Annotated in this window: 14 protein-coding genes; 1 reads left to right on the forward strand and 13 read right to left on the reverse strand. The window is 67.1% G+C overall.

Features of this window, described 5'->3' with window-relative positions; genetic code table 11:
- Positions 1 to 549 precede the first annotated feature (549 nt).
- Positions 550 to 924: a response regulator gene (locus BLT43_RS11755; RefSeq protein WP_090113102.1), complete on the forward strand. Its 375-nt coding sequence runs from the start codon at positions 550 to 552 to the stop codon at positions 922 to 924.
- A 528-nt stretch (positions 925 to 1,452) separates the two neighbouring features.
- On the opposite strand, the gene BLT43_RS11760 is transcribed toward BLT43_RS11755, so the two are convergent.
- From BLT43_RS11760 to BLT43_RS11815, 13 genes are all read right to left on the reverse strand, one after another.
- Entirely contained in the window at positions 1,453 to 3,042 is a 1,590-nt protein-coding gene (locus BLT43_RS11760; RefSeq protein ID WP_090113104.1) for a phage fiber-tail adaptor protein, read from the reverse strand.
- 2 nt (positions 3,043 to 3,044) lie between these two features.
- Positions 3,045 to 3,530 carry a hypothetical protein gene (locus BLT43_RS11765; protein WP_090113106.1) on the reverse strand — a complete coding sequence of 162 codons (486 nt, stop codon included), beginning with the start codon at positions 3,528 to 3,530 and terminating at the stop codon, positions 3,045 to 3,047.
- 24 nt (positions 3,531 to 3,554) lie between these two features.
- The gene (locus BLT43_RS11770; RefSeq protein ID WP_090113108.1) at positions 3,555 to 3,926 is read right to left on the reverse strand and encodes a hypothetical protein; all 372 of its coding nucleotides are present in this window, start codon (positions 3,924 to 3,926) and stop codon (positions 3,555 to 3,557) included.
- 178 nt (positions 3,927 to 4,104) lie between these two features.
- The gene (locus BLT43_RS11775) at positions 4,105 to 4,326 is read right to left on the reverse strand and encodes a hypothetical protein (protein WP_090113110.1); all 222 of its coding nucleotides are present in this window, start codon (positions 4,324 to 4,326) and stop codon (positions 4,105 to 4,107) included.
- Between the two features lie 2 nt (positions 4,327 to 4,328).
- The gene (locus BLT43_RS11780) at positions 4,329 to 4,649 is read right to left on the reverse strand and encodes a ubiquitination-like system serine protease family protein (protein ID WP_090113113.1); all 321 of its coding nucleotides are present in this window, start codon (positions 4,647 to 4,649) and stop codon (positions 4,329 to 4,331) included.
- Between the two features lie 2 nt (positions 4,650 to 4,651).
- A complete protein-coding gene (locus tag BLT43_RS11785) occupies positions 4,652 to 5,278 on the reverse strand; it encodes an N-acetylmuramoyl-L-alanine amidase (RefSeq protein ID WP_090113115.1) in 627 nt (208 codons plus the stop codon).
- A 65-nt stretch (positions 5,279 to 5,343) separates the two neighbouring features.
- Positions 5,344 to 5,922, reverse strand: coding sequence for a hypothetical protein (locus tag BLT43_RS11790; RefSeq protein ID WP_090113117.1), 579 nt, complete (start codon positions 5,920 to 5,922; stop codon positions 5,344 to 5,346).
- On the reverse strand, positions 5,919 to 6,272 hold the full coding sequence (locus BLT43_RS11795; RefSeq protein ID WP_090113119.1) for a DUF1353 domain-containing protein: 354 nt from the start codon (positions 6,270 to 6,272) through the stop codon (positions 5,919 to 5,921). The genes BLT43_RS11790 and BLT43_RS11795 overlap by 4 nt, the downstream gene beginning before the upstream one ends.
- Positions 6,269 to 6,976, reverse strand: a complete 708-nt coding sequence (locus BLT43_RS11800; protein WP_090113121.1) for a DUF4376 domain-containing protein — start codon at positions 6,974 to 6,976, stop codon at positions 6,269 to 6,271. Before BLT43_RS11800 ends, BLT43_RS11795 begins: the two co-directional genes overlap by 4 nt.
- Positions 6,973 to 13,914 carry a phage tail protein gene (locus BLT43_RS11805; protein WP_165612602.1) on the reverse strand — a complete coding sequence of 2,314 codons (6,942 nt, stop codon included), beginning with the start codon at positions 13,912 to 13,914 and terminating at the stop codon, positions 6,973 to 6,975. Before BLT43_RS11805 ends, BLT43_RS11800 begins: the two co-directional genes overlap by 4 nt.
- A complete protein-coding gene (locus tag BLT43_RS19140; RefSeq protein WP_165612603.1) occupies positions 13,911 to 14,312 on the reverse strand; it encodes a DUF6950 family protein in 402 nt (133 codons plus the stop codon). The genes BLT43_RS11805 and BLT43_RS19140 overlap by 4 nt, the downstream gene beginning before the upstream one ends.
- Positions 14,309 to 14,902, reverse strand: a complete 594-nt coding sequence (locus BLT43_RS11810; RefSeq protein ID WP_090113124.1) for a hypothetical protein — start codon at positions 14,900 to 14,902, stop codon at positions 14,309 to 14,311. Before BLT43_RS11810 ends, BLT43_RS19140 begins: the two co-directional genes overlap by 4 nt.
- On the reverse strand, positions 14,899 to 15,525 hold the full coding sequence (locus BLT43_RS11815; protein WP_090113125.1) for a hypothetical protein: 627 nt from the start codon (positions 15,523 to 15,525) through the stop codon (positions 14,899 to 14,901). Before BLT43_RS11815 ends, BLT43_RS11810 begins: the two co-directional genes overlap by 4 nt.
- Positions 15,526 to 15,534: the final 9 nt, after the last annotated feature.

Consider the following 15,534-nt stretch of genomic DNA (forward strand, 5'->3'; position numbering starts at 1 on the left):
GTGGCGGAGCGAGAGGGATTGCGACGGCAGCATCCCGCACCCTAAATCATTGTATTTGCATGTGCGATCCGCCACGCGTGAACCAATTTGTGCACCAATATGTGAACCAGATTGTCTCATTGCTGAAGGGCGCTGATCCCTATTACCGCGAGGTAGTACGGTGAGGTTCTCGCATGGCGAAGTGCCAGAAGCGCTCATGCTTTTCTGTCGTTAGCCTGCATGTCGCACCGATGGCCTGATCAGCTTGGCCCGCGGATACCAGTCCGGGCGCCCCGAGGGCACACCACCTCATGGGACATGATCACGAACTAGAAGAGTTGGCGGTTTCCGCTCGGCTCAATCGCAGGATGCAGCGACGTGCGTCTGTCTCGGGTCACTGGCAATCTTTCTGTAACCACCTAGTTTCTCTCGCGCTATGTGACCACGTGATCTTTCACCTGCTGGAAGCAAGTCATTAAGTCAGCTAGGCGAGGCTTCGAAGCCTCGCCATCGTTGTGTCAGTCACCGAGTGACGCTGGGAAGTATCAGCGGCTACGAGTAGGAGTTCAGATGGCGGTCATCATGCTGGTTGAGGACGAGCTTCTCATCGCTATGGACCTGTATGAAATGCTCGAGCAACTTGGGCATGAGGTCGATGGCCCCTACATGACAGTGGCCCAAGCCGAAGATGCTCTTAGGAGCGACCTGCCCGATATTGCGCTTCTAGACGCTCAACTGCGGGACAAAGAGGTGGATGAGGTTGCACGCCGGCTTCATGAAGCAGGGGTACCCATCGTGTTTCACTCCGGTCATGTTCGCGAAGTCGAATACACGAAACGGTATCCGGGATCACGGTTTTGCCCAAAACCTGCAAGCCCCACCGACATCGTAAAGGCTGTCAACCAACAGCTAGACCTGTCGAAAAGTCGGCTTGATGTGACCTAGGGTAAGCTACACCTTGGGACTATACTAGTAATTGCCATTTCTTCGTCATGAACGTGGTAGGTACGAGTGAGGGGTCAGGGTGCACTCTGACCCTTTTTCGACGGCTTTCATCTGCTTCTGATTGGCACAGAGGAACCTGCTTAGCGCCGGGCTATGGAGCTAAGTCCCTGTGGGAAAAGGGGCGGAGCCGATCGAATGAGAGGCCGAGGACGGCGATCAGTCGCGCTCCCGCGCCGGCATTTTGGCGGCAATCAGCGATGTCAGTTCTCAAACAACAGGGCCTGACTCGCAGCACATCACGAACCAACCGAACGACCTGGTCCTTAGCGGCATTTGCCCACGGTTCCCGGATCATAGACTTGACCATTTCGAAGCCGATCCCGGACGCGATCCCGCCGACATCGCGCTCGACTCAATGACGATGTTCGCGCTGCCACCGCGACGCTTGGTAAGGACGTACGCCCATGCCTCGAGTTGCCACAGCCCCTTAATGACCTGCGGCATAGCGGATGCTGATCGCCCCCTGTGCTACCGCGCCGTGACGAACAAGCTCGCCGACCGATCCATCTGGCGTCCTGCAGCCGTGGTGATGCGCGAGGTGAGCTCGTAGGTCTCGCCGACTTCGCCGCCGGAAAGCCAAGCAATGGCAAGGGGGCCGGAGTGCTCGGACCGGACGAAAGTCAAGCCCGCCGGCACGAGCCACTCCGCCGAGGCAATCGTGTCGCCCTCCAGCAACCTCGACCAGTCGATGGCATAGTCGAGTACGTCGTCCGGGTCTTTGTCGGCCCACCGTGACATGTGATCCTCCGATCGGATGAGGCGCGGCTCGGGCGCCAAGGTGACGACCCGCCGCTCGAACGGCATCACGGCGATACGAGCCGGGGCCGGCGGGATGTAGAGCGCGACGACCAGGCGCGGCCGCGAAACTCTTGCGGCAACGTCGAGGTGGAGCGTCGAGAGCGCGGTTTGGGTGTCCAATGCAGCGCGGCCGAGCACCGGCACGGCGACGATGATGCGCGACGCAAGATCGGCGACGGCGCGAACGGCCGGGCGATCAACATCGGCGACCGCCATCAGGCCAAGCGGCCCGGCGCTGACGCCGCCGCCGAGCGCGGGCGGCGCAAGGATCGGATCAGCATGCAGCGATGCGGGGGTCAGGTGCGTCTCGGCGGTGAGCGCGGCGAGGGCGATCTCGGCGGCGCTGACCAGATCGGACGGAGCCAGGGCCGCGGCCGTCTGCAGGCGGGCCTTGCCCAGCTGCGGCTGGGTGGTGATCGCGCCGGGCGGCAAACGCGTGCCCGATTGGAGCACGGGCCGCCCCAGGACCGGAGCGCGGATCAGCCCCTCGGGGGTCAAGCTGGTGGCCGCGGGCAGACCGGTTCGCCCCAAGCTCGGAGTGGAGCGCAGCCCCAGCGGCGCGGCGCCCCCCTCGACGGCATTGGCCCCCGGCGGCACGTCGGCGGCGTCCAGGGCCACGCCGTCGTTCTCGACCACGAAGTTGCGGGCATGGCCGGAGCTGTCCTCGCCCGGGTCAGAAGGGTTCTGTCCGTCGATCCGGTAGAACACCGCGCTCTGGGCGGCGGCCGGCAGGTCGCGCCAATTGCCAGTGGCCGGGTCGCGATTCAGCGCGTCGACCTCGACCACCCCCTTGAGGACACAGAAATCGAAAATCGCGCCGATCCAGCCGTCATCGGTGTCGGGCCCGACCTCGAGATTGCCAAGAAGACCATGTGCCCCGCTGGCGTCGAGGCCGGTGAGCGTGGCCGCCTCCGAGGTTTCATAGACGCCGTTGACGTAGCAGCGGCAGTCGTGGTCGCCGGCGAGGTTCTCCCCGAACTGGTAGACGACATGGTCCCAGCCGCCATCGGTGCAGCCCACAGTGGTGTCCATGGGTGAGCCGTTGACCTTGGCCTTCAGCTGCTCAGTCGTGGACTGGCTGTAGATCTGCAAGGCACGGGTGCCGCTGGTCCAGAGCGTGTCCCAAGATGGCCCGCCGCTCGCGCTGCGCTTCCAGAACGACACCGTGAGGTCGGTGCCGGAGAAGGCCAACGCGGTGGCGGAGTGCATTCCGGTGGCCGCGGCAGCGGAAGCACTGACGAGGGCGCGCCGGGTCGACATGCTCAGGCCCCGACGGCCTCAAAGGCGGTGAGCAGCTCGGACAGGCTCGGGTCGGCCCGCAGCGCGTCGCCGCTGGTCGCGGGCATCGTATTGGTGCGCTCGATAACCTTAGCGGCGACACCGTCGACGACGACCTCGGCCACCCGAAGCAGGTCGGCCCCGGTCAGGCTTGCAAGATGGTCGTCCAGCGCGGCGTGCCAGGCCGCGGCCTTCACTTCGATGTCCTGCACCAGCGCCTGGAAGGTGGCTAGATCGGCCGGCCCGCCCATGTCGGCCATCAGCCTCTCGGCCGGCACCGGGGCCTTGTTGCCTTCGGAGATCGCCGCGTAGCTGGCCAGCTTGGCGTTGCGCAGCGCGAACTGGATGCGGTCCAGCTGCGCCAACGGCAGGGGGCCGGTACCCCCCTGCACGTCGCGGATCGCCGCAGCCGCGGCCAGGACCGTGGCGGAGAGGCGGCTCATCGCCGCCGGGAACTGGGACAGGCTCATGCCGCCCTCCTCCTAGGTTTGGGGTCAGGCGCTGACCGCGTCGGGGAAGCCGATCGCCAGCGGGTCGATCGTCACGGCATCGCCGGCGTTCACCGCCTTCGAGGCCGCCAGCGCGTTGGTCGCCAGCAACCGCGAATTGGTGTCGTCGACGATCGCGTAATGCGTGGCGGTGCCGCCCGTGGCGTAGGTCGCGCCCGCCTGCGGGGTGCAGGTCACCTCGCGCCCCCCGGCCGCACGATCGGCGATCGCGCCGGCGGTGACGGAGGTCGAGCCGAGGGAAGCGCCAGCGACCGCGGCAAAGCTCGCGGGCTCGCTCGAGCAGGCGTGGATGGTCTGGGCGTTGAGCCGGAGCTCCTCCAGTCCTTTGTCGAGAACGTCGTCGTGCAGATAGGCCATGGAGTTTCCTCTGGTCAGGGTGCGGGAGGCTCGGAGGGCGAGCTGGCGGACGATTGACAAGCGAGGTGAGTTGCTTGTCATCGGCATGGGTCAGCCCGGCTCTTCGCCGGGCCGTGGTGTCAGTCCTGCGTGGGGCAAGGGCCCGGACAGCGATCGAGCGAGAGGACGCGGGCGGGCATCAGCCGCGGCCCCCGCCGATCTTCGCAGTCGCGCGGATCCGCCCGATGATCGCCAGGATGCCGCCCACGCCCGAGGCGATCTCCGCCGCATGCTGGCCCAGCGAGACCTGGTCGGCAGGCGAGACAGCCACGCCCCAGATGATCTGTACCAAGGCCGCGACGACGGCGGCGAGGCCGCCCCAGATGGTCAAGGACTGCAGGGCGGATTTGTAGTTGGTCATGGTCATGCTCCTTTCTGAGCGGGGTCGAAATCGGGGAGGTCGACGGTCTGCCCGGCGAGCGCATGGGTGCAGTCGCCGAGGAACTGGATGCGGCCGTCGCGCACGAAGCTGTGGCAGGTCGAGAGGTTCACGTCCGGCCGGTCCGGGTCGGGCGTGTTCACCAGCACCGAGGGCGAGAAGGTTGGCGTGTCGGCATCGCCATTCCAATTCCAGAAGGGGCGCCCCTGCCCTTCGACCCTCACGACATGCATCGTGCCGCAGCCGGGACACATGAAACCGACCCGGCCGCCCCGAAGGCCGCGGAGCTTGCTGCCGAGCTGCATGGTCAGCGCCCGATCCTGTCGGTGATCCGTTCGCGGATCTCGGACAGGCGAGTCTTGAGCACGGCGGGGTCGCTCGGCGTCGAGGCCAGCGCAGCCGTCGCGCGATCTCGCACCTCGGCCAGCCGCCAGCGCAGCACCTGCACGTCCATCGGCGCGGCTTCGGGTGCGGCCTCGGCCCGCATCACATGGTCCCACCACGCGGACGCCAAGAAGCCCGGACACTGGGTTGCCGCCGCGGGCATCTCCCGGTGGCCGCGCACCACGGCGCCGGGGAAGCGCTTGAGCAGCTCGCGGATCAGCGCGATCATCGCCTCGATCTGCTCGGGGGTCCGGCTGTCGAAGCCGGTGTTGGGCGCGGACGCGCGGACGCCGCCCTCGTAGCAGACCCCGATCGAAGACGCGTTCTCGCCTTGGCTGTGGGCACCAACCTCGAAGCGGCCCGGGTGCGACAGGTCGCGCCCAGTCTCGACAGTGCCGTCGCGGCGGATGAAGTAGTGGTAGCCGATCTCGTTGAAGCCGCGCGCCCGGTGCATCGCGTCGATGTCGGTGGCGGTGTAGCTCTTCTCGATCGGCGTGGCCGAGTAGTGGATGACGATGGTCGTGACGCGTCTGTCGGGCAGGTAGGACATGACGATCTCCCATGGCTGGAGAGCCCGCAGGCGGGCCGGTGATCAGAAATTCGAGAAGGTCCGGGTCAGCCGCTGACGCGCAGCGGGAACCAGGGCGTCCAGCGCGGGATCGGCTCGTTGCGGCCCGGGCAGGTCGGGTAGAGCACCCTGACGCGGAACTGATGCGCGCCGTCGGGGATGAAGCTCGGGATCTCGAGCGGCACGGTGAATGACGTCTCGGAGCGGGTCAGCTCGACCACGTCCCACCTGGCTCCAAAGCTGATCTGGTAAATCCGGCCATCATCGAGGCGAAGCGAAGGCACGACCGATGACGGCCGGCCGCACTCCTCGCCGTAGGGCGTGCGCGATCCGGCCAGGACATACCGGCAGTTGCCCGGCCGGCAATCGCCGATCTGGAAGCTCGCGCCTTCGTTCCAGTCCACGACGCTCGGCGCCGGCATGAACTCCTCGACCCAGCTCAGCCGCGTCGCCAGGTCGGAAATGCCAAGGAAGGCTTGGGCGGCCGGCCGGATTCCGGGCCCAAGGAAATGCGTCCAGATCATCAGCGCGGTGCCCGCCGCCATGCCGATGGTCTGGAACACCTTCCAGATCCAGAGCCAGTGGTCCGTCCGCTCGCGCAGCGTGGTCTTCTTCTCGTGCGTCAACGCCACCTCCAGAGGCTTACAGCTGCCCACATGACCAGCAGTCGCCAGCCCCCTACCCCGTCGGCCCGCAGCGCCTCGGCGAACTCGGCGCCGGCCGTCAGCCGCGACCAGCCGAGGTGATGCAGCGCCTCGTCGTGCAGAGCTGCGGCCTTGCGGAAGCGCGGGTCGTGCGGGCTGAACAGGCAGCGCGCCAGCCGCGGCACCGAGACGTCGAAGACGCGACCCGCGGGCACCTCGAGCCACAAGCCGGAGCCGACGCGCCCGACCTCCCATCGCACGGGCGCGACCACGCGATAACAGATGCCGTGGATGCGCTCGGCCCACCGGCCGGAGTTGGTGTAGACGCTCATGGCCAGTAGGGCCCGTCGATCCAGTCTTCGGGCAGAGGGGTCATGTTCTTCAGGCTCACCCCGGCGAAGACATAGGCCCGCTCATACGCCCCCGCGGCCCGGCAGAAGGCAAAGCATTCATGCGCGTCCATCGGCGTCACGCTATTGTCGGCAGCGATCCAGCCGAAGGGCTGGTCCGGGTCGCACCAGTGAAGGTCCCCGGGCACGGCGCCGTCGTCGATCGCCTGCTTGGCCTCGACCGACTGGCCGCTCATCCGGAGTTTCGACGTCTCGTCGTACTGGTAGGCGACACCGCGCCAGGTGAACCCAACCTCGATCTTCCAGTCGCGTACTGTGTTCACGAGCTCGCGCTTCAGCCCTTCTGTCAGCGAAGGCAGGTCCAGCTCCCGCAAGGGCGTGAGGCGCGGCAGGATCGGCGCGTAGGGCGACGCCAGATCCTCCGGAAAGCGACGCAAAGCAATACGGTAGAACCGCCATTCCGCGCGCTGCTCCGGGGTGAGCTCCGCGCCCTCGATCCAGTCGCTCGCCTTCAGGAGGGCGTCGCGCTCGCGCCGCACGATGTCCCATTCCTGGCTCTCGTGGTTGTCATGCTCGGAGATGAGCGCGCGGGTCTGACCCGGCTCGACGAAGCCGTCGACCTGATCCTCTGAGGCGAGGATCACGTTCGCCTCGGAGCCGTCTGCGTTCAGGATCCGCCACTTCATTTCAGGTTCCCCGCGCCATAGTAGATCACCGCGATCAGGCCGTGACCGCCGGCACCGCCCCGGGCGTCGCCGCTACCGCCGCCGCCCTTGACCGCGCCGCCGCCGCCGCAACCCCGCGCGCCGTTCTGCGCGGCGACCAGACTGTTGCCGGCCGTCGCGAAGCCATCACCGCCCTCGAAGGTGTCGTAGCCGTGCAGGGGAAAGCCGGTGACTTCGGTGCCGGTCGGGAACCAGTTGGGGATGCAGCGTCCACCGTCGAGATGGCTGAACTGCTGCCACGCCGTGACGCTCCCGGCGTTTACGACACCCCCAAGAGCGAACTGACACGCCCCACCACCGGACGCCCCGTGGCGGTCGCCGGAGGGGATCGCCACGTTGCCGCCCTTGCCGCCGGTGTAGTTGTAGAGGCCCCCGGAACCTGCGCCGCCCTCGCCCCCGACAACGGTGTTTCGGTTCGACGCATCCGCGAGGCCCCCCTTGCCGCCATAGGCGTGGAAGGACACCCCGTGGTTCTGGAACAGCGAGTTTCCGCCATCCGTCCCCTTCACGCCGCTCGTACCCGAGCTGGAGAAGTTGTAGGCTCCGGCCCCGCCACCACCGATGATCGCCTTGTAGCGATGCGCCGTGCTGATGTTCGGGATGAAGCCAATGACGGTGCCGCCTGCGCCACCGCCGCAGGCCAAGCTGATGTCGTTCGTATCGGCGCAGGCCCCGCCGCCGCCACCGCCGCCGATCACGATGACCTGCGCCAGACCGTTCATTGAGGGTGCGAAATCGTTGTCGGAGGTGGTGATCCAGTCGACATGCAGCGGGTAGAGCGGAACCTGAAGGACGCCGTTCGCGAACAGGTCCAGTGTCAGCGTGTCGGTGTCGATCTCGTTCGCGGTCATCGAGCGCGCCCGCACATGGCGCGCGGTCACCGCGTCGGTCAGGATGCCGTTCTCACCGATCACCGTTTGCGGGCCCGGCGACCATTTCGAGAGCGGCGCGTTCGGCCCGGTCGTCTCGGCCAAGAACGGCTTGTGGATGAACAGGTAGTCCCGCGCCGACCCCGTGGTCTCGTAGATCCGGACGAAGGGACGCACGAAGGCGGCGTTAGCGTTCACGTCGCCCGGACGGCGCACGAAGCCATACCGCGTCCAGACGTCCGGGTTGGACGAGATCGACTGGTCACCCGCGCCGATCAGGTAGGTGTGTGCGCCGACTTGGGTGCCCACGCTGTTGTAATAGACGAGCAGGAGCTCGGACTTCACCCGGTGGTGCGACAGCTGGACCGAGAACTCGTAGTAGGCATCCGGGTCGATCGAATAGCCCTGCTTCGGCCCGGCGTTGATGTTCGGCGGGACGAGCTGCATCTCGAGATAGCCGTTCGAGGTGGCCGCCCCGGTCGTGCTCAGCTCGTAGGTCGGGTAGTCGAAGCCCGCCCACGAGCCGTTGCGAAGTCCCATGTACTCGCGCTGCGACCAGATGGTGCCGGTGCCGCTGTAGAACCACCCGAGATCATCCATCGCGAGGTCGGAGTTGATAATCTTGTTCGCGCCGACGCCGACCTCGAGCTTCTCGGTCGTGACCGCCCTCGACTTCAGATGCGGCGTGTCCACGCCTTCCGGCGAGATGGTGGTCTCGTCCGCCATCTTGTCGATCTTGATGTAGTCTATTTGGACCACGCCCGGGAGGTCGGCGTAGTTGACGATGAACATCGGCGCGAAGGCGCGAACGTTGACGTTCAACCCCGAAGGGTCACTCGGATCCCACGCGTTCGTCGCAATGACCCCGTGCCCTTTGAAATAGCCGACATAGGTCGTCCACACGTTGAGGGCGGGGGTGACGCCGGATGCCGCGACATAGTGCGACGAAGACAGCGTGTTTGCGCCGGAGGTGTTGCACAGGTTGCCGAAGCGATCGAACCCGGCGATCCCGAAATAGCAGGCCCCGCTGCCCGCCGTGCGAACGAAGCGCACCTCGATCCGGTAGAGCGCGTCCGGATCGAATGGGATCTTGGTCCCATGGTAGGCCCAGATTTCGTCGTTGCCCGAGTTGTTGCCGACAGCGAGGGACTGCCCGCCCGATTTCGAGCCGCTATCCGTGATGACGCTCGCCGCAGACGCATCACCAGAGTTGATGATCCAGTCCGCCCACTCGTCCTCGCTGGCGAAGGTGCCGTTGAACACGCGGCCGCTGTCGGTGACGGCGAGGTGGCGCGCCGAGACGGAGCCCTTGGCGATGAGATCGTCAGCATCGGCAACGATGGCCGTGCCCTGCCCTGTCTGGTCGTCCCAGGCAACGATCTCCCATCCCGCACTGGCACCCCCGGTCCTCGCCTTGATCACGTAGGAGGCCGAGGCGTTGCCTTGCATATCGGCCAGCACCGTGCCCTGCGCTACGACCTCCGCTTCGGCAGCAGAAGCCGGTCGCACGGTCATGCGGTAGAGCTTGATGTTCTTCGCCGCCTTCGGCCCCAGCCCGTTCCCATCGTAGTTGACGAAGAACCATGCCTGCATGTGCGAGAAGGTGCCGCTGAAGTTGGACGGCTTCCGCAGAACCGCAGAAGCGGTCCGCCGCCCGCTGCCGGAGGACCCCTCGCTCTGCGGGATCATCTCGTCCAGCCGGGCCGTTGTGACGAACTGCCCGCCCGTCGTGTTCTCGAAATCGAAGCGTGCCCCGGCCCCGTCGAGGGAGCCGGACAGCAGCTCGAACTCGATCTCGATGTGGAAGGCTTCGCAGTCCTTGGGCCCGACCCAATGCTCTTGATTGCTCAGGTAGTAGACACCGGCGCTGCTGGCCGCCGAGATGTTCCACTGGAGGACCTTTCGCTCGGGCAGGCCGGTATCCGGGTCCTCCTCCAGATAGTCGATGGTCGTCGGGGAGGTGGACCACCAGATCGCCCCGTCGCCGAAATACTGGCTCTTGAAGACGCCGTCGCCGCGCTTGACCGCCGCACGCGCTGAGGTCGCAAAGGTCGCCAGAGCCGTGCCCGCCAGCGCGTCCAGGTCGAGCCCCTTCAGCTCGTCCACCTCGCCCTGCAGCTGCGTCGAGCGGGCATGGGCATCGGTGATATCCTCCAGCAGCACCATGGAGACGCGGGTGACCTGCGAGTTGTCGCCGCTGTAGTTGGCGAAGATCAAAGGGCGCATGAATGCGGCGTCCTGCCGGATCTGGGAGCCGTCGAACTCTGCGGTCCGCTCCACCCACTGATCGACCGGCAGGCTGGAGGCCCCGCCGCCATAGACGAAATAGTGGTTCGGGTTTACGCTGGCCCCGCCCGCATAGGCCGGGTTCCACGAGGCCGAGTTGCCGTTCGCGTCGTAGCAAGTGATGCCGAGGTAGAGGTTACCGGCCTGCGCCGCCGCGTTGAGCTTGATGCGGACGGTCAGGCGGTAGCGGCGGTTGCGGTTGACCGCCCAGCGACGGCGGGTGCGGACGGCGCGGTAACCCGTGGCGATCAGGTCCTTGCCCCCGACATCCGGGTCCGTGCCCGAAACGAACTCTAGCTGTCCGGCCGTCTCGGTCATGGCCGCAAAGACTTCCGCCGGGGAGGTGGCGTTGGTCAGGGTCTCCGGCCCGAGATCCAGCGCCGGGTCTTCGCTCATGGCGACGGCCTTGTCATCGGCGGCGACGATCTCGCCGCGCAGCTCGTCCTTGGCAGCGGTGATGAGATCGTTGGTCCCCGCCGAGGTCAGATAGTCCTGCGAGAGCGTCGCCTTGATCTCGGTCTTGTCGGTGATGTCGTAGAACTCGAGGCCGCACCAATAGGAGCGCATGTAGTCGGTGCCGTCCGTGCCGAGGTTCTGGATGAACGGCCGCCACGATTTGCAGTCCGCGGTGCTGATCGTCACCTCGACGTCGAAGCTCTGCCAGCCGGTGACATCCGCTCCAAGCGCCTGCTCGGTATGCCACCGGCTCTCACCGCTCAGGCGGTGGATATGGAAGCCGATCCGCGCGGGTACCGTGGAGCCGTCTGTGTAGACGTAGCCCTTGATGCGATACCTGCGGCCAGAAATGTCGCCGGGGCGCATGTCGCCCTCATAGGCGTCGCGGGCCATGCTGCGCAGAGCCTTGGTCGCTCCGTTCGGCACGCCGGAAGCATTCGCGATGACGGCAGCGGCCCCGCTCCACTCCCCGACGCTCCCATCCTCGAAATCGCCCTTCACCGCGACCCGGCCGCCCGACATCTGGGAGATCAGCTCGAAGCCCTTCGCCGCGATCCGCTCATCCGTGGTCGCCTTGGCATAGGCGTAGCCCGAGACGGACGCCTGAACGTCCGTCTCGGTCACGACATCCTGCGCCTTCACCGCGAGGCGGTGGATCTTCAGGTGCTTGGAATGGGCGGTCAGGCCGCCCCCGTTCCAGTTGACGAACAGATACCCGTCGTGCCGCAGGAAGGTCTGACCCTCGGCCCCGGCAGGCCGCCGCAACACCATGCGCGCGACGTTCGGCACGCCGATCTTCAGCGGCGTCTGGAGATGATCCGCGAGCTTGGCGTAGACCAGATGCACGTCCGCAGACTGGACGGTTTCCCAGTCGATCCGCACGGCGGAATCTCCGAGGACGCCCGAGATCAGGGTGAACTCCACCTCGACCACGTAGGTCGCAGCGTTGGTCGCGCCGTTCCAGATGGACAGGTCCGATCCGAACTCGAAGCCGTCGTTCTGGGTGGAAGTGACGTTGAACTCCAGCGTCTGGCCGACGCGGTACTTCTCGGTCGCCCCCTCGGCCTCGTTGTCGATCTTGGTCAGCACGCCACCGCTGCCCCAGCGCCGCAGCGTCCAGCCGTCCTCAGTGAAGAACGGATCGCGCAGCACCGACATGCCTTCGCTGATCGACGCGCTGATCGAGCGGGTCTCATAGGCGATGTCGCGCACGCCGTTGATAGAGGCCACGTTGGCGTCGATGTCCGACTGCACCGCGCCGAAGCGGGTTGCCAGATCGCCGGTGAAGCCCAGCACCAGCGCGTCGTGCTTGTCCAAGACCTCCTGACCCTTGGCGATCTTGTCGTTCAGGGTCGGCGCCAGGTCGACCTCTTGGATATGCACCTCCGGCGTCGTGACGGTGATCCAGCCCGACCAGTCGGTATCCTGCCGCAGACCCTTCGCCCGCACCTCGTAGGTCTGCGAGCCGACAAGCCCGTCCGAGAACCGGAGCTTACCCTCGGCCACGTCCGAGAACGTCCCGCCGGGCACCGGCGCCAGCGTCGCCTTCACCCGGACCTGCCAGCGGATCGCACTGATGCCCTGCGCGAGCGCGACCGGCCACGAGAGCCGGATCCCGGCCCGACGCGACAGACCCGACGCATCCTCGATGACGATGCCCTCGGCCTGAAGGCCCGGCAGCGGCTGCTTGGAGATCGGCACCACGACCTGCGACGGCGCCGTCTTGGGGATCAGGTAGTCCACCGGCACCGCGTGATCGTTCGGGTCGCGCTCGCGGATGGACAGCTTGATGCAGAGCGACTCCGGGTCGAGCGCCCGGTCGGTGACCTCGAACAGCTTCGAGACATAGCCGTGCTCGTCCGACTGCCACTGCAGCGTCTCGAGCGACATCAGGTAGGAGAAGCGCGGCGGCAGGGTCAGGACGTGCCGAACCATGCGCTGCGCGTCCTCGACCCACGCAATGCCCTGCCGCTGCGCCTGGCTGTCGCGCCAGACCGCGCGCAGATCGAGCGCGCCGACAAGCCGCTGCCCGTCGCGCGCCTCGGCCGCGGCATTGACCCGCAGCGGCGCCTCGGTGGGCTCCCAGCCCGCGGCCGGGTCGGGGTGCGTGATCCGGACCGCGTTGTAGGTCTCGTCCACGGTGTCGAAGGGCGAGCTCTCAACCGGCTCGTCCGCGATCAGGTCCGCATCGGTGATGAACGCCGCGGGCAGGTCCGGCGCGCCGACGCGGATCCGCCACTGCCCGCCGGCATCGACCACCTCGCCATCGCAGGCCGAGAGCAGGTCATCGATGGCGTCGAGCGGCAGGTCGCCGCCGCGCTCGCCCGTGGCCATGCTGATCTCGAGGCCCGCGCGGTACTGCGCCTCACCCCCGACCGTGGCGTCGCACTTGTCCATCGCCGCGGCCCAATTGGCGTAGGGCAGATCCGCCGCGCTTGCCCCGAGCCCGAACCGCGCGCCGCCATGGATGCGGAGCCCGCGCATCAGGTTGTAGACCTGCACCACCGGGTTCGCTGAATAGGCCCAGGTCGTGATATCGGACCAGCGCTGAGTGCCCGAGCCGCCGGCCGTGCTGTCCTGCCGCAGGTCATAGAGCCGAATGCCCTCGATCTCGAAGCGGAACTCCGGATCGCCCTGCCAGACATCCGGATCGGCCCGGAGCGTGATGATCACATACGGCACGCTGCGACCGATCATGTCCGACGACCAGGGCCGCTCCGGATGGGTGCCGTATTTCGACAGCAGGTAGGGGTCAGCGACCTCCTGCGTGCCCGGGTAGAACTTCACCCACATCCGGCCATTGAAGTCGGGATGGCTGATCTTCTTGCCATAGTCCGCGTGATCGCCGCCGGTGAAGTCCTCCGGGTAACGGCACTTCCGCCCGTTGACCCAGATCGCCTTGAGCGCGGTGATCGGCATGTCGCCCAGATCGATGATGGTCGTGCGGTAGGCGTTGGCGAAGTCACCCGCCACGCCATGTGCATAGTGCGGGCAGACCAGGTTGCCGGCGGTGGCGGTGTAGCCGAGCGCGGTGGTCTGCGGGGTGACGCCGCCCTGCGTCGTGACCTGCGTGCGGATCCCGGGCGACCGGCCCGCGTCATTCCTCTGCCTCTGGCGCACCACGGCCGAGACGAGCGCGGTGACGCCGACCTGCACGAGCGCGCGCACGGCGAAAGCGGTCACGGCCGACTTGATCGCGAAGTGGGTGATGATCGCAGACGAGATCGGATCGGCGGCCGCCGGGGAGGCCGTGACGACGAACGCGACGAGCAGCAGCAGGAAGGTCATATGCGGAAGGCCCGGAGAGAGAGAGAACGGGGAACGACGGTCAGCCCTTGCGTGCCGACCGCGTAGGCCATGGGGCCTTGGCAGATGCCCATCGAGAGGCCCTCGAGCTCGAGCACGTCGCCGGGGCGCGCCTCGGAGGGCGAGATCTCCGGCCACCAAGAGGCCGCGAGCTCGACATGGCTGGAAAAGCCCAGCGGCTTGATCTTGCGGAGCCCTTCGGCGCGGGAGCGATAGCCGCGCAGGCCGCGCCCATAGTCGTGGCCGGTCATGGCCACGACGGCGCCGACCGTGAACAGCATGCAGTCGAGCCGGCCGTAGCGGAACGGCCGACCCTGCAGCTGCCCGAGATAAGCGCCGAGGCGCGGCTGCCAGTCGGGCAGACGGGGGTGCGCGGTCATTTCGATGTCCCCCACGGGTCGGAGGCATGCGTGCCGGCATCGCCGTAGCGGCGGAACCGATCGCCCGGCGCGCGCTGCTGCTGCGACTGGTCCGACTTCATGGCGTTGGTGGTGATCATGCCGGCAAAGGCCGAGCTCATCACCGACAGGGTCAGCGTCGCCACCCCGTTGATCGGGGGCGAGACCTGCGGCGCGGCCGTCACCACGCCCTCGAACTCGCGGCGGATGTCCAGCAGGTCGCCGTTGGCAGGGTCGAACGCCGCGAGATGGACCTGCACCGGCCGGTACCGGACATGGTAATTCCGGACGAGCGTCTCGGCCTCCGGAGTGACCGCGAACACGATCTGCTCCTCGAGCGCGGCCGTGCCGGGCGAATGCCGCCAGGACGGGATCTCGATGCCGCCCTGCGCCCCGTGATAGAGCCGCGCTTCGCCCTCGACCGTCAGCGTCCGCGACATGCCGCCGGTCCAGAGGCCCATCGGCGCGGCGGCGCCGGTGCTCTTGTTCTCGGCCACGACCCAGATCAGCCACCGCTGGTCGATGTTCTTGCCGGCGTCGAGATGCGCCTGCGTCAGCGCGTTCCAGGTCATAGCTTCTGCACCCAGCGAAAGGAGAGCCCGTCCGAGAGCGCGCCGGAGGCCTGCACCGGGGAGAAGTCCTCGGTGGCGACCACGGCCTCGATCACGGGGCTCGCGAGATAGACGGTGGCGCCCGGATCCTCGTGCTGCTCGAGGGGCGCCAGGATGGAGACGGACGGGGTCACGCCCTGCGCGTTCGCGACCGCGTCCTCGAGGACGCGGTGCATGTGGCGGATGGTCCGCCCACCGGACGCGATGGCGGTCGCGAAGAACGAACCGGCCGGGATGCGGTAGTTGGCCGGCAGACCTCCGAAGGCCATCTGGTTGAGCCCGGACGTGGACGCGATCGAGCAGGTCGGCGTGCCGGAGGTCGGCATGTGCTTCGGGGTGACCAGAAACGAGCCGTTCGCCTCGAGCAGCCAGTCGGCCTTCGCCTCGATCGCCGCCATGGCGGCGTGGCTGCGCGCCGACACCGACACCAAGCCGTGCCAGAGTCGGGTCGCGTATCCGGTCCGGATAATCGCGCCGCCGCGGGTGCGGTTCTGCTTCAGCGCCGGCGCGAGGTGGAACGTGGCCTGCGCGATGGCGGCCGGGCCGAAGAACCCGGCCAGAGAGATGGGGAAAGACAGGGGCATGGGGTCCTC

Origin of the sequence: Limimaricola pyoseonensis, from assembly GCF_900102015.1 — a bacterium.
Taxonomy (GTDB): domain Bacteria; phylum Pseudomonadota; class Alphaproteobacteria; order Rhodobacterales; family Rhodobacteraceae; genus Limimaricola; species Limimaricola pyoseonensis.

Bases quoted from the DNA above. Each gene is read 5' to 3' on its own strand.
- BLT43_RS11785 (WP_090113115.1), bottom strand. From the start codon at position 5,278: ATGTCCTACCTGCCCGACAGACGCGTCACGACCATCGTCATCCACTAC.
- BLT43_RS11770 (WP_090113108.1), bottom strand. From the start codon at position 3,926: ATGGCCTATCTGCACGACGACGTTCTCGACAAAGGACTGGAGGAGCTC.
- BLT43_RS11765 (WP_090113106.1), bottom strand. From the start codon at position 3,530: ATGAGCCTGTCCCAGTTCCCGGCGGCGATGAGCCGCCTCTCCGCCACG.
- BLT43_RS11760 (WP_090113104.1), bottom strand. From the start codon at position 3,042: ATGTCGACCCGGCGCGCCCTCGTCAGTGCTTCCGCTGCCGCGGCCACC.
- BLT43_RS11755 (WP_090113102.1), top strand. From the start codon at position 550: ATGGCGGTCATCATGCTGGTTGAGGACGAGCTTCTCATCGCTATGGAC.
- BLT43_RS11810 (WP_090113124.1), bottom strand. From the start codon at position 14,902: ATGACCTGGAACGCGCTGACGCAGGCGCATCTCGACGCCGGCAAGAAC.
- BLT43_RS19140 (WP_165612603.1), bottom strand. From the start codon at position 14,312: ATGACCGCGCACCCCCGTCTGCCCGACTGGCAGCCGCGCCTCGGCGCT.
- BLT43_RS11780 (WP_090113113.1), bottom strand. From the start codon at position 4,649: ATGCAGCTCGGCAGCAAGCTCCGCGGCCTTCGGGGCGGCCGGGTCGGT.
- BLT43_RS11805 (WP_165612602.1), bottom strand. From the start codon at position 13,914: ATGACCTTCCTGCTGCTGCTCGTCGCGTTCGTCGTCACGGCCTCCCCG.
- BLT43_RS11775 (WP_090113110.1), bottom strand. From the start codon at position 4,326: ATGACCAACTACAAATCCGCCCTGCAGTCCTTGACCATCTGGGGCGGC.
- BLT43_RS11795 (WP_090113119.1), bottom strand. From the start codon at position 6,272: ATGAGCGTCTACACCAACTCCGGCCGGTGGGCCGAGCGCATCCACGGC.
- BLT43_RS11800 (WP_090113121.1), bottom strand. From the start codon at position 6,976: ATGAAGTGGCGGATCCTGAACGCAGACGGCTCCGAGGCGAACGTGATC.
- BLT43_RS11815 (WP_090113125.1), bottom strand. From the start codon at position 15,525: ATGCCCCTGTCTTTCCCCATCTCTCTGGCCGGGTTCTTCGGCCCGGCC.